Source organism: Actinoplanes sp. GCM10030250 (assembly GCF_042666575.1).
GTDB lineage: Bacteria > Actinomycetota > Actinomycetes > Mycobacteriales > Micromonosporaceae > Actinoplanes.
Genome location: NZ_JBHTDO010000042.1, coordinates 65,029 through 77,808, shown reverse-complemented (window position 1 = coordinate 77,808; position 12,780 = coordinate 65,029). Strand labels below are relative to the sequence as shown.

Below are 12,780 nucleotides of genomic sequence, written 5' to 3'. Positions count from 1 at the left end.
GGGCGGCGGGCGAAGCGGCAGTCAGCCGGCTCGGAGGTTGTGATGGGTGAGGCCGTGACGACCACGCGGCGCCAGGCGGACGGCGCGATAGTCGTCGAGGTGCGGGGCAGCCTCGACGCGTCCACCGTCGACCGGGTGCGGATCTCGCTGCTCGGAACCCTTCAGTGTGACCGCCCGCGGCAGATGGTCGTCGACCTGACGTTCGTCACGTTCATGGATTCGACCGGTATCGGTGGCCTGGTCGTCGCGCACCAGGCCGCCCGTGACATCGGTACCCGGTTCACGGTGCGCAACCCGAGCGAGTTCGTGCACCGGCAGCTGCGGGTGGTCGGGCTCACCGAGCTGTTCGGGCTGGGTCTCGGGGCGCGCGGCTGAGAGATGCCCGGACGGGCAGGTGGATGGGTCCCCGGATGACACCGGAGTTGCGGCGCCGCACCGCGCCCGCACGGGACAGTCCGGGCATCCGCTCGGCGAGGGTCCGCAGGGCGATGACGGCTTCGAGGCGGGCCAGCGGTGCGCCGACGCAGTAGTGGATGCCGCTGGAGAAGGCGAGATGGTCCACGCCGGAGGTGCGGTGGATGTCGAAGCGGTCCGGGTCCGGGTAGACAGCCGGGTCCCGGTTGGCGCCGGCGAGCAGCGTCATCACGAATTGTCCTCGGCGCACCGTACGCCCGGCGATGGTGACTTCTTCGGCCGCGCACCGCGCGGTGCGCTGGACCGGCGGATCCCAGCGCAACGTCTCCTCGATGGCCGCCTCGGCCAGCCCGGCCGGGTCGGCGCAGAGAGCGTCCCACTGCTCGGGGTGGTCGAGCAGCGCGTTGACGGCGTTGCCGATCAGGTTGACGGTGGTCTCGAAGCCGGCCACCAGCAGCAGGCGGCACAGGGGCAGCAGCTCGGACGGCCGGATCTGGTCGCCCTCGGCGGCCAGGATGCGGCTGACCAGGTCGTCGGCGGGTTCGGTGCGGCGCAGCACGAAGAGCTTGGCGAAGATGTCGTCGAGTTCGTCGGCGGCGGCCTTGACCCGGACACCGTGGCGCAGCGAGCGGATCCCGTCGAGGGCGCTGCCGATGGTGGCGCCGTGCCGGGAGAACCGGGCGGCGTCAGCGTCGGGAACGCCGAGCAGGTCGGTGATCACCGCGATCGGCAGCGGGGCGGCGAAGGCGCTGACCAGGTCGAACTCTCCGGCGGTCGCGGCGCTGCCGAGCAGCTCGCCGACCCGCTGCTCGATCCGGGTGCGGTAGCCGGTCATCTGCCGGGGGCTGAAGGCCGGCTGGGCGAGGCGGCGCAGCCGGGTGTGGTCGGGCGGATCCTTGTCCAGGAAGGACATGTCGACCTGCTGGTCGGGGACGGCCCGCCCGGTGAGCTCGGCAGCGCGCACGCCGAAACGACGGTCGCGCAGCACGGTGTTGCAGAGTGGATGGCTCGCCGTCACGTAGTTGCCGAGGCGGGTGAGGACCAGGTCCCCGCCGGCGCGGATCTGTTCGTAGATCCGGTACGGATTCTCGCGGCCGGGCGCCAGCCGCAGCATGGCCATCGGGTCGCGCCGCACGTAACCGTGGTAGGCGGTGTCCAGCTGCCGGCCGTACAGCGTCGCAGCGAATCGCAGAGCACCCACCGGACCTCCTCAGGAAGGCACGAGGAACCGAGGAGCCCAGCCTAAGCGACAACCGCCGTCAACAGCCGCCCCCGCACGCGCCGGGCCCGGTGATGATCGCCGTGACCATCCGCTCGAAATGGACGCGATCCTCAGCGGGCAGGACGTCCAGAATGTCGGGGAGGCTCGCGCCGACGTCGGCCCAGAGGGCGTCGACGGTCTCCTTGCCCAGCGGCGTCGTGTGCAGCATGACCGCGCGCCGATCGTGCTCGGGGGTCTCGCGGCGAACCAGTCCCCGCCGCTCGATCCGGTCCACCAGGCCGCTGAGCCCCGGTTTCGCCAGCCCCAGCAGACCGGCCAGCTCGGACATGCCCCGCGGCTGGTCCTTGAGCATGCACAGCAGCTGCGCCTGGGCCGGGGTGAGGCAGTGGTCGGCGCAGATCTGGGCGTGCCGTCGCTGCACGAGTACGGAGAGGCCGACCAGCTGTGATCCGAGACTCTGGTCGTGCTTCACAGCCGGGCCGTCCCTTCAGTCAGCGCTCCCACCAGCATAACTTGCCAAAGTTCGCGCCGCGAACTAGTTTGGCAACGACTTGGTTCGCGGCGCGAACTTCTATCCCGGAGGTAGTGAATGAGGGTCGGTATCCGGGCCGGCGCCAGGATCCTGACCTGCGTCAACAAGATGACCCCGCGCAACTTGAGGAAGGACCACCTGTCATGGCGCATGCTTTTGATTCGTACGAGATGAGCGGCACCAAGCTGTCGAACCGCATCGCGATGGCCCCGATGACACGCAGCCGCGCCTACGGTCCGGGTGCGACGCCCACCGACCTGACGGCGACGTACTACGCGCAGCGGGCCGGTGCGGGGCTGATCATCACCGAGGGCACCCAGCCGTCCGTGGGCGGGCAGGGCTACACGAACACGCCCGGCCTGCACTCCGCCGAGCAGGTGGCCGCCTGGCGGAAGGTTACCGACGCGGTGCACGCCGAGGGCGGCGTGATCTTCGCGCAGCTCATGCACGCCGGCCGGATCGGCCACCCCAGCCTGCTGCCGGACGGCCTCATCCCGGTCGCGCCGTCCCCGGTCCGGGCGCCAGGGCAGCTCTACACCGGTGACGGCATGCTCGACTTCGTCGTACCGAAGGCGCTGTCGGAGGAGGAGATCGTGCGGACGATCGCCGACTTCGCCGGCGCCGCCCGCAACGCCGTCGACGCCGGGTTCGACGGCGTGGAGATCCACGGCGCCAACGGCTACCTGGTGCACCAGTTCCTCTCCGCCAACGTCAACCTGCGCACCGACGGCTGGGGCGGCTCGATCGAGGGCCGGATCCGTTTCGGGGTCGCGGTGGCCGCCGCCGTGGCCGAGGCGATCGGCGGTGACCGGCTCGGCTTCCGGATCTCGCCGGGCAACCCGTACAACGGCATCGCCGAGGAGAACGTGGAGGAGCTGTACCTCTCTCTGGTCGCCGGCCTGGCCCCGCTCGGGCTGGCGTACCTGCACCTGGTGGAGAGCCCGGACCGGGAGCTCACCCGGCGGCTGCGGGCGGCCTGGCCGTCGGCGTTCCTGCTCAACCCGCACACCCATCCCGAGCGCACCGGGCACGAGGCCCTCGGCCTGGTCGAGGACGGCACGGCTGACGTGATCACCTTCGGCGCGGCGTTCCTGGCCAACCCGGACCTGCCCGCGCGCCTGACGGCCGGTGGGCCGTTCAACGCGCCCGATCTGAGCACGGCGTTCGGCGGCGACCACCGCGGTTACACCGACTATCCGGCACTGACCGCCTGAGACGCGAGCCGGAAACGGCAGGCCGGCCGGAGACACCGGGACGGAAACGGCAGCGGGGGCCGGGTAGGTGCCCGGCCCCCGCTTCTCGGCTGAGACGTCAGCTGACCTCGGCCACGTAGGCGCTGACCCACGCGATCGCGGCGTTCCAGTTGATCGTCAGTTCGTTGGTCGACCAGGACTGGATGTCGTCGATGTAGCAGAACTGGCCGGTGCACCCGGTCAGCTTCTGCTGGGCGAGCGGGTCCTGGATGGACGAGTTCGGCCCGCCGGCGAGCGTGCCGGCCGGCGGGTGCGGCAGGGACGGGTCGAGCTGGGCGGCGTACCAGCGGCTGTGCTGGTTCTGGGCGCTGACCTCGCCGTAGCCGGTGACGTAGGAGATGTTCAGCGCGTTGCGGCCGAAGAACCAGTCGAGGCCGGTCAGCACGCCGTCGCGGAACTTGTCACGGCCGGTCAGCTTGTGACCGGCGGCGATCACCACGAGGTTGTTCGCGATGATGCTGGCCGAGCCCCAGTCCCACCGGTTCTCGGCGGGCGCGTAACCCACGCCGTAGGGGTGCGCGCGCTGGATCGCCAGGTACTTGTCGGCGCCGCGGATCACCTGGGCCTTGACCGCCGGGAGCCCGGGGAGCCGGTTCGGCACCAGGGCGAGGTCGATCTTGGCGGCGGCGGCGGTGGACGCCCAGTCGAAGGCGACCGGGCCGAACACGTCGGCGGTGTGCTCCGGGGAGGCGATCAGGTCGTTCGCGTACTTCTTCTCGCCGGTGGTCAGGAACAGCTCGGCGGCGGCCCAGTAGAACTCGTCGGTCACCTTCGTGTCGTTGTAGGCGCCGCCTCCGACACCGTCGGACTCCGGGGCGTACCGGTCAGGATTGGCCTTTGCCGCCTCGTAAGCGATGCGCGCGGCAGCCAGCGAACGTTGCGCGAAGGCCGCGTCGAAGGGCTTGTAGACGCGCGCGGCCTGCGCCGCTGTCGCGGCCACGTTCAGGGTCGCGGCGGTGGAGACCGGGTGCAGCTCGCGCGGCTGCGGGTCCAGGTGGGGCAGCAGGGGAAGGCCGGTCCAGGCCGCGTCGTGGATCTTGTGATGGACCATTCCGGCGTACGGGCTACCCGCCGGAGCCTGCATGCTGAGCAGGAAGTCGAGCTCCCAGCGCGCCTCGTTCAGAATGTCCGGGGTGCGGTCGCCGCTCTCCGGGATGGTCAGGCCGAGCTTGCGGGTGCCGCGGTTCTGCTCGTACTCGCTGAGCAGGCCCCAGACCGAGATGCCGCCGTTGACGACGTACTTGCCGTGGTCGCCGGCGTCGTACCAGCCGCCGCGCACGTCGAGCCGGTAGTCGCAGACGCCGGGCTGGCACGGGACGCTGCCGTCACCCTGGTTCGGGGCGACGTCGACGTGGCCGGCCGGGCGGGCGTACCCGGGGCGAAGGTCGTCGCGGATCTCGATGCCGGAGCGCTGGGTGTAGTAGAGCTTCAGGGCGTCGGTGCGCAGTTTCTCGTACGCCTCCCCGCCGATGTCGAACGGCCGTGACGTCTCGCCGTCCGCGCTCAGGGTGAGTCCCGTCCCGTTGCGGGTGTAGGTGCCGAAGTCGATGGTGTGGACGTTCTGCCCGGAGGAGACGTCGACGCCACGCGGTGTGGTCCTGCCCTTGCGCAGAACCTTGCCGGTGGTGTCGCGAAGCTCCCAGGGCAGCGCGGTCGTGGCCGTGGTGACCAGGGTGGCGGCCTTCGGGCCGTCCTTGACGTAGGCCACCTGGTTGACCCGGACCCTGGGGCCGGTGTCAGGCTGGTAGACCTCGGGCGGGACGCCGCCGACGAGGGAGACGTTGTCCACGCAGAAACGCCACGGGTCGGCGCTGCCGCCGATCTGGAAGGCGACCTGCCCCTGCGCGGTGGAGGTGCTCGCGGTGAACGTGTACTCGTAGTGCTGCGTGTCGCCCAGGATCGGCGACTGCTCGAAGTAGGTGTCGTAAGGGTCGACGGCCAGACCCGTGATGGCCCGGACGACGTGCCCGGCGTCGCCGCCGGCGTCGAAGCTGAACCGGTAGGTCTCGCCGGCTACCAGGTCGATGTCGTTCTGCCCGACCGCGGCGTCCCAGCGGTTGGTGGTCCCGCCGGGCACGTCGACGCAGGCGCGTCCGTCAGTGATGTCGATCGTCATGCCGGCGTTGGTCCAGAACGGGTCGGCGGTGGTGTCGAAGCCACCGTTGACGACCTGCTCGGCCTCGTCGGCCTGTGCTGGTGCGGCGGCACCGAGGGTCAGTAGTACGGCCGCGAGGCCGATGAAACGGGAGCGCTCCCATAGAGACATGGACACATGTTTATTGCAGGTTTGTTTCCCCGTCAACGCCCCTGGTCCCGGATCCACGCGTCGATCAGCCCGCCGAAGTGGGCCAGGAACTTCTCGTGCTCGTGCACCGGGTACATCGCCCGGACCGTTTCGCGCAGCAGCGACTGGAACTCGTCGGAGTTCACCCAGTCGTAGACGATCTCGTCGACGTTGCCCAGGTGCTTCGCGCAGAACTCCTGGTAGCGGTCCACCTCGAAGTAGTCGTCGGCGAGCTTGCGATAACCGGCGAGCTTCTCGGCGTACGAGATGCCAGGCTCGTCGGCGATCGCGAAGTACTCGGCGGTGTCGGTGTCCAGCCGCGCCTTACGGCCGGTGACCACGCAGTACACGGTCCAGCGCAGCAGCGCGGACATCGCCCACGGGAAGTAGTAGTGCAGGGAGGTCAGGGCCACGTCCGGGCAGGCGTTCGCGTAGTCGATCGGGTGCACGTCGGTGCCCCGGACCAGCGACTCGCACGAGTTGAACTCCCACCGGAAGAACGCGTTGACCAGGCGGGACACGGTCACCACCTCGTCGCCGGCCTCCGCCGACAGGAAGTTGTGGTCGACCTCGTACCGGGCGTGCATGGGCTGGTCCGGGAGGAACTTCATCACCATCGTCTCCGGGCCGATGCTCAGCGATCTGGCGAAGACGTCATATCCCTCGACCGATGCCTGCAGATGCATCAGCCGCTCACCCGACGTGTCGTAGGCCGAGTGCAGCTCCTGCTCGTTGCGGATCCGGGAGACACCGACCCAGGCACCGCCGTCGTACGGCTTCATGTAGAGCGGGTAACCCACCGACGCGGCCGCCGCCTCCAGGTCGAACGGGCGGTTGTAGCGCGCTGCCGTGTAGGCCCACCGGGAGTTGTCGAGCGGGTTCTTGTACGGCACGAGGACGGTCTCCGGCACTTTCAGCCCGAGCCGCATCATCGCGCAGTACGCCGCGTGCTTCTCCATCGACTGGAACGTGAACGGGCTGTTCAGCAGGTACACGTCGTCCATCAGCGCGATCTTCTTGAGCCACTCGCGGGGGTGGTAGTACCAGTGCGCCAGGCGGTCGATGACCAGCTCGTGGCGCGGCTTGTCCCGCAGGTTGAACGGCTCGATGGTGACACGCTCCGACCGGGCCCGGTGACTGCGCCCGTCCGGCGCGGTCACGGTGCCCAGCCGGTGCAGCAACGACTCGTAGGCGCGCGGCCAGTCGTCCTCGGTGCCCAGCAACAGTCCGATGGTGTGCTCGACGTCGGCCACGGCCGCCTCCCCTTGAAGTTCAATCCGGCCAAACTCGCTGCAGCAATCCGGTCAGATGCGGGTCCAGGGTGTCGCGCCACCCCACCCACGTGTGTGCGTCGGGGTTCTCCACGAAGGTCACCGCGTACCCCTGGGCGGCGAGCGCATCCGCCATGTCCCGGTTGTTCGCGAGGTTCTCCTCCGCCGCGCCGCAGGTCAGCGTCGCCGGAACGGCCGGGCCGCGGCGCGCCTTCAGCGTCCGCCCGGTGAAGCGGATGATCCGGAGCCAGTGCTCGAAACCGGACTCGTGGCTGTCGTGGCGGGGCTGGAAGTAACTGCCCGACTGCAGGAAGAGCCCGGCGAACCCGGCGGGGTGGCGGCGCTGCGCGTGCAGCATGGCCAGCGCGCCCAGACTGGCCCCGGCGCCGACCACCCGGTTCGCGCCGAGCTCGGCCCGCAGACAGGGCACGATCTCGCCGGCCAGGGCCAGGGAGTAGGCGGGGTCGGCCGAGTACCAGTTCAGGCGGTCACCGGCGGGCAGCAGGACCAGGTGGTAGGCGGGAACGCCGGAGCCGGCCATCGCGGTCGTGTACCGGCCGAGGCCGCCGAAGCGGTCGTAGTCCGGGCCGTCGTGGGCGATCAGGACGCGGTCGGTGGGTGTCTCCGGGGACCAGATGCGCGTGCTGAGGGTGGCGCCGAGGGTACGCACGGGCAGCTCGGCGGTCCGCCAGGTGCCCGGCGCGGCGGGCCGGTCCAGCCAGCCGGGCAGCTGGTAGGCCGGGTTCTGCAGGACCGACGAGTCACCGAAGCCACCCGGGGCTCGGTGCGGGTTGCCCGGGTCGCAGACGGTCTCGCGGGTGCCGTCGCGGTGGATCAGCTCCAGCCGGTACTCGACCCGCTGCACGGGCGGGCTCTCCCGGCGCAGTTCCCAGAAGTCGGCGCCTGATCCGTTCCGGTCCTGATAGGCGAGGTCGGCGTGGAAGGTGGACGCCAGGACCCGGACCCCGGCGAGATCGTGCGCCGCGTCGGCGTACCGGAAACAGAGCGTGCCCCCGTCCCACCGCGCCCCGGCCGCACCGTCCATGAACGCACCCTAGCGCCACGCCCGGCCGCTCGCCGGGTCTGCGCGAACCCCGGCTCGCGGCGGTGCGAGGATGGCGGCATGACGCTGCCGCCGGACAGTCATGTGCACAGCGAATGGTCCTGGGACGCGATCCACGGCTCGATGGAGCGGACCTGCGAGCGGGCGCTGGCCATCGGGCTGCCGGCCATCGCGTTCACCGAGCACCTCGACCACTCCTCGTGGCGGATCGCGCTCGACGGCCCGTACGCCGACGAGCGGATCACCGCCCTGTCCGGCCCGGATGCGATCTTCACGCCGCCGCCGTTCGACGTGGCCGGATACTTCGCGGCGATCGAGCGGTGCCGTTCCCGGTTCCCGGGCCTGCTGATCCTGAGCGGTCTGGAGATGGGGCAGCCGCATCTCAACGCCGAGACCTTCGCGGAGATCCTGGCGGCCGGGCCGTTCGACCGGGTGCTCGGCTCGCTGCACTGCCTGCCCGACGGCGGCGCCTTCGCCGAACCGTGGCACCTGTACCCGCACCGGGACGCCAAGGAGCTGATCCGGGAGTACCTCGCCGAGGTGATCCGGCTGGTCGAGGCCACCGACAGCTTCGCGGCGCTCGCCCACATCGACTACCCGGTCCGGTTCTGGCCGGCCGAGCGGGAGGGCCGGTTCGACCCGGCGGTGTTCGAGGAGGAGTTCCGCGCGGCGCTGCGGGCGACCGCCTCGGCCGGGCGCGCCCTGGAGATCAACACGCGGCTGCCGCTGCACGCGACGATCCTGGGCTGGTGGCGGGAGGAGGGCGGCGAGACAGTGAGTTTCGGCAGCGACGCCCATGTGCCGGAGGCGGTCGGGCACGGCTTCCGGGAGGCGGCGGCGATGGCCGAGGGGTACGGGTTCCGCCCCGGCGCCTCACCCTATGACTTCTGGCGGACCGCCTAGAGTCGGCCTGGTGCGGATTCGTATCGAGGGCCACGATCTGCCCGGGCGGCCGGGCGCACCGCAGGCCGAGCAGTTGCGGCTCGGCGGGGTGCACGTCGGGGTGCAGCGCAAGAGCGAAGTTGTCGGCCGGGTGCCGGTGCACGAGGAACGTGCCGTGTGGGAGCTGGAGGTCGGCACCCGGGAGGTGGACGGGCTGATCGACGTCGGCGGGCCGTGGGTGCACGGGCGGCCGGGTGCGCGGTTCCTCTATCTGAGCTGGGGTGCTGTCGACGGGGAGTCGTTCGCGATGTTCCGGCGGGCGAAGCTGCTGTTCGGCGACATCCCCGGCCCGCTGCTCCGGGAGGCGATCGGGTCCGGGCGCGTGCTGGTCGGGCGTCTCGGACTGACCGAGGCGGACGGCGGGCCGCGCTGTGCCCGGGTGCGCCCGCCGGATCTGATCTGGGAGCTGGAGTGAGCCGCCGTTGCGTCCTTCCGTGTGGCGCTGCTGATTCCCCGGGGTGAGGTGCCGGAAAAATGTCGGAGGGGCGGCCTAGAGTCGGCGGCGTGCTGAAGGACCGTCGACCGCCCGCCCCACCGGATGTCCGGTGGGTGTCGCCGTGAGCGCGCTCGGCACGGTCGTCCCGGCCGGGGTCCGGGTGCTGCACGGCTTCCTCGGGTCCGGCGGCGTGATCTCGCTGTGGGCGGAGTCCGACGCCGAGCCGGCCGGTGAGAGCGCTGGTGACCGGCGGCGCGGTGCGGCCCGGGAGCATCCGTTCGCGGTCCCGGCCGGCGAGCTCCCGGCAGGTGAGTCGCGGCCGCCCGCCACCCTGGTGCTTCCCTCGACGGCAGCCGGCCCGCTGTCGTCGCCGCAGCTCGGCCTCCCGGTGCGCCGTGGCGCGGTCCGGGCCCGGTCCTGGCTGGTGCCCGCCGTCCGGGTGCCGTTCCTCGACGCCGACCTGGTCGCCGAGTTCGACGGCCGGGCCGCGCCGTCGGTGGGCTGGCTGGCCGAGCTCTGTGCGTTCGCCGCGAGCCTGGTCCGGCGCGGGCGGGTGCTGCCCGCGGTGCGCATCGACGGCCCGCGCCCGGCGGCCTGGTGGCGGCCCGTGCTGGTCGGCGCTGACGCGGTCCGGCACGCCGCCCTCCGGGACCGGATGCCGCCCGCCTGCCGGGCCGAGCAGGGCGGCACCGGTCTGACCGCCGCTGCCGGATCGGCCGGCCCCGCCGGATCGGCCGGCCCCGCCCGGCTGGCCGACGTGGCACTGGAGCGCCTGGTCGACGGGCTCGTCCGGACCAGGCTGGCCGAGGGCGGTGTCACCCTCGCCGACTACGGATGGCTGGCGGCGCTCACCGGGGAGCCCGCGTTCGAGGCCGCCCCCGCCCTGGCCGACGAGCTGATCGGGCGGCTCGGCGACTGGTTCGCGCAGGCCGCTCGGGGTGCCGAGGTGCGCGTCTGCTTCCGGCTGAGCGACCCGCGCGAGCACGAGCCGGTGATGCCCGCCGACGTGCCGCTGCCCGAGGACGCCTGGCGCCTCGAATTCCTGCTCCAGGCCGCCGACGAGCCGAGCGTGCTGGTCAGCGCCGCCGACGTGTGGCGCGATCACTATGCGCCGCTGAGCCGGTGGACCAACCATCCGCAGGAGCGGCTGCTCGCCGGGCTCGGCCGGGCCGCCCGGCTGTATCCGGAGCTCGGTGACGCGCTGCGCGAGGCCCGCCCGGCCGAGATGCTGCTCGACACCGAGGGTGCGCACCGGTTCCTCAGCCACGCCGCACTGCTCGACGAGGCGGGCTACGGGGTGCTGCTTCCGGCCTGGTGGCAGCGGCGGCCCGGCCTCGGCCTGTCCCTGGAGGTGCGCGGCCGTGACCCGGTCTCCACCGTGCTGCGGGATCGGGCGGTCGGGCTGCGGGAGATGGTCGACTACAACTGGGGGCTGGCGCTCGGCGGGCGCACGCTCACCGCCGACGAGCTCACCGACCTGACCCGGGCGAAGGTGCCGCTCGTCCGGTTGCGGGGGCGCTGGGTGTTCCTCGATCAGCGGCGGCTCGCCGCCGGGCTGGACTTCCTGCGGCGTGGCGGCGGCCGGATGACGGCCGGTGACGCGCTCAAGGTGACCCGGCTGCTGCCGCCGGAGGAGTTGCCGCTGCCGGTGACCGATGCGCGCGGCGAGGGCTGGCTGGCCGACCTGCTGACCGGGCGGCTCGACCAGTCGCTGGAGATCCTGGAGCCGCCCGCCGGATTGAAGGCGGAGCTCCGGCCGTACCAGAAACGGGGTTTCTCCTGGCTTGCCTTCCTCGACTCACTCGGCCTGGGCGCCTGCCTGGCCGACGACATGGGGCTGGGCAAGACCGTGCAGCTGCTCACCCTGCTGCTGCACCACCGTGCCGGCCCCGCGCTGCTGGTGTGCCCGCTGTCGGTGCTCGGCAACTGGCAGCGTGAGACGGAGCGGTTCGCGCCGTCCCTGACCGTCCGGGTGCTGCACGGCGCCGACCGTGACGATCCGGCCGCCCTCGCCGCCGGCGCCGACCTGGTCCTGACCACCTATGCGACGGCGGTCCGCGACGCCGACGCCCTGGCCGCCATCGAGTGGGACCGGGTGGTGCTCGACGAGGCGCAGCACATCAAGAACGCGGGCAGTGGCGCCGCCAAGGCCGTCCGCCGCTTCCCGGCCCGCAACCGGATCGCCCTCACCGGGACGCCCGTGGAGAACCGGCTCTCCGAGCTCTGGTCCATCCTCGACTTCGTCAATCCCGGCCTGCTGGCGTCGGCGCACACGTTCCGGGCGCGCTTCGCCGTGCCGATCGAGAGATATGCGGAGGAGGACGCCGCCGCCCGCCTGCGCCAGGCGACCCGGCCGTTCCTGCTGCGCCGCACCAAGGTGGACCCGGGTATCGCCGGCGAGCTCCCGGTCAAGCGGCACGCCCGGCACCTGTGCGGGATGACGACCGAGCAGGTCAGCCTCTACCGCGCGGTCCTCGACGACCTGAAACAGCGTCTCGACGAGCCCGGCGACAAGCAGCGCAAGGGCCTCGTGCTGGCCGCGATGACCAAGCTGAAACAGGTCTGCGTGCACCCGGCGCTGCTGCTCAAGGACGGCTCGCCGCTGCCCGGCCGGTCCGGCAAGATCGACCGCCTGGAGGAGATCGCCGACCACGCGCTCGGTGCGGGGGAGAGCCTGCTGTGCTTCACCCAGTTCGCCCGGTTCGGCGGCATGCTCCAGCCTCACCTGGCGGCCCGCTTCGGCGTGCCGGTGAGCTTCCTGCACGGCGGCACGGCCCGCGGGGCCCGCGACCGCATGATCGCGGAGTTCCAGGAGGCCACCCGCCCCGGCATCTTCGTGCTCTCGTTGAAAGCCGGCGGCACCGGGGTCAACCTGACCGCCGCCAACCACGTCGTGCACGTCGACCGCTGGTGGAACCCGGCCGCCGAGGCCCAGGCCTCCGACCGCGCCTACCGGATCGGCCAGCGCCGCGACGTGCACGTCCACAACCTGGTCTGCCTCGGCACCCTGGAGGAACGCATCGACCAACTGGTCGCCGACAAGGGCGTCCTCGCCGAACGCGTGGTCGGCTCGGGTGAGGGCTGGCTCAGCGCACTGTCCACCCAGGAACTCCGCGACCTGCTCGCCCTGGCCCCGGAGGCGATCGTTGACTGAGCCGCGTGGGGGATCGGCGCCGGAGTCCCGCGCGCCGCGTGGGGGACGGGAGCCGGGCGCGCCCCGTGAGGCGCCGGAGCCTGGGACGCCGGGTGGGGGTGCTGCGCATGGCGCGCCGCCGCATGGCGCGCCGCCGGGGGGCGCGGCGCCTCGCGCGCCGCGTGGGGGATCGGCGCCGGAGCCTGAAGAGTTCGCGCTGGCGTTTCTCG

10 protein-coding genes are annotated in these 12,780 nt (G+C 71.9%); 5 read left to right on the top strand and 5 right to left on the bottom strand.

The features are described from left to right. Positions 1-54: 54 nt before the first annotated feature. Positions 55-375, top strand: coding sequence for an STAS domain-containing protein (locus ACFQV6_RS37425; protein ID WP_378032431.1), 321 nt, complete (start codon positions 55-57; stop codon positions 373-375). On the opposite strand, the gene ACFQV6_RS37420 is transcribed toward ACFQV6_RS37425, so the two are convergent. Together ACFQV6_RS37420 and ACFQV6_RS37415 are read right to left on the bottom strand one after the other, a co-directional pair. Further along, positions 335-1,615, bottom strand: a complete 1,281-nt coding sequence (locus ACFQV6_RS37420; protein ID WP_378032430.1) for a cytochrome P450 — start codon at positions 1,613-1,615, stop codon at positions 335-337. The genes ACFQV6_RS37425 and ACFQV6_RS37420 overlap by 41 nt on opposite strands. Before the next feature lie 58 nt (positions 1,616-1,673). Continuing rightward, on the bottom strand, positions 1,674-2,108 hold the full coding sequence (locus ACFQV6_RS37415; RefSeq protein ID WP_378032429.1) for a MarR family winged helix-turn-helix transcriptional regulator: 435 nt from the start codon (positions 2,106-2,108) through the stop codon (positions 1,674-1,676). Between the two features lie 203 nt (positions 2,109-2,311). On the opposite strand from ACFQV6_RS37415, the gene ACFQV6_RS37410 reads away from it, so the two are divergent. Further along, positions 2,312-3,382, top strand: a complete 1,071-nt coding sequence (locus ACFQV6_RS37410; protein ID WP_378032428.1) for an alkene reductase — start codon at positions 2,312-2,314, stop codon at positions 3,380-3,382. Positions 3,383-3,479: 97 nt separating this feature from the next. On the opposite strand, the gene ACFQV6_RS37405 is transcribed toward ACFQV6_RS37410, so the two are convergent. Genes ACFQV6_RS37405 through ACFQV6_RS37395 form a run of 3 tightly spaced genes read right to left on the bottom strand, consistent with a single transcriptional unit; the run spans position 3,480 to position 8,021 of the window. After that, on the bottom strand, positions 3,480-5,687 hold the full coding sequence (locus tag ACFQV6_RS37405) for a glycoside hydrolase family 9 protein (RefSeq protein ID WP_378032427.1): 2,208 nt from the start codon (positions 5,685-5,687) through the stop codon (positions 3,480-3,482). A gap of 32 nt (positions 5,688-5,719) precedes the next feature. After that, the gene (locus tag ACFQV6_RS37400; RefSeq protein WP_378032426.1) at positions 5,720-6,958 is read right to left on the bottom strand and encodes a hypothetical protein; all 1,239 of its coding nucleotides are present in this window, start codon (positions 6,956-6,958) and stop codon (positions 5,720-5,722) included. 19 nt (positions 6,959-6,977) lie between these two features. Beyond that, complete coding sequence (locus ACFQV6_RS37395) at positions 6,978-8,021, bottom strand: alpha/beta hydrolase (protein WP_378032425.1); 1,044 nt, start codon at positions 8,019-8,021, stop codon at positions 6,978-6,980. A gap of 78 nt (positions 8,022-8,099) precedes the next feature. Here ACFQV6_RS37395 and ACFQV6_RS37390 point away from each other — a divergent pair, with 78 nt between their 5' ends. From ACFQV6_RS37390 to ACFQV6_RS37380, 3 genes are all read left to right on the top strand, one after another. After that, entirely contained in the window at positions 8,100-8,942 is an 843-nt protein-coding gene (locus tag ACFQV6_RS37390; protein ID WP_378032424.1) for a PHP domain-containing protein, read from the top strand. 10 nt (positions 8,943-8,952) lie between these two features. Beyond that, positions 8,953-9,396 carry a DUF5990 family protein gene (locus ACFQV6_RS37385; protein ID WP_378032423.1) on the top strand — a complete coding sequence of 148 codons (444 nt, stop codon included), beginning with the start codon at positions 8,953-8,955 and terminating at the stop codon, positions 9,394-9,396. 130 nt (positions 9,397-9,526) lie between these two features. After that, on the top strand, positions 9,527-12,571 hold the full coding sequence (locus tag ACFQV6_RS37380; RefSeq protein WP_378032422.1) for an SNF2-related protein: 3,045 nt from the start codon (positions 9,527-9,529) through the stop codon (positions 12,569-12,571). Positions 12,572-12,780: the final 209 nt, after the last annotated feature.

Bases quoted from the DNA above. Each gene is read 5' to 3' on its own strand.
- ACFQV6_RS37410 (WP_378032428.1), top strand. From the start codon at position 2,312: ATGGCGCATGCTTTTGATTCGTACGAGATGAGCGGCACCAAGCTGTCG.
- ACFQV6_RS37405 (WP_378032427.1), bottom strand. From the start codon at position 5,687: ATGTCTCTATGGGAGCGCTCCCGTTTCATCGGCCTCGCGGCCGTACTA.
- ACFQV6_RS37395 (WP_378032425.1), bottom strand. From the start codon at position 8,021: ATGGACGGTGCGGCCGGGGCGCGGTGGGACGGGGGCACGCTCTGTTTC.
- ACFQV6_RS37390 (WP_378032424.1), top strand. From the start codon at position 8,100: ATGACGCTGCCGCCGGACAGTCATGTGCACAGCGAATGGTCCTGGGAC.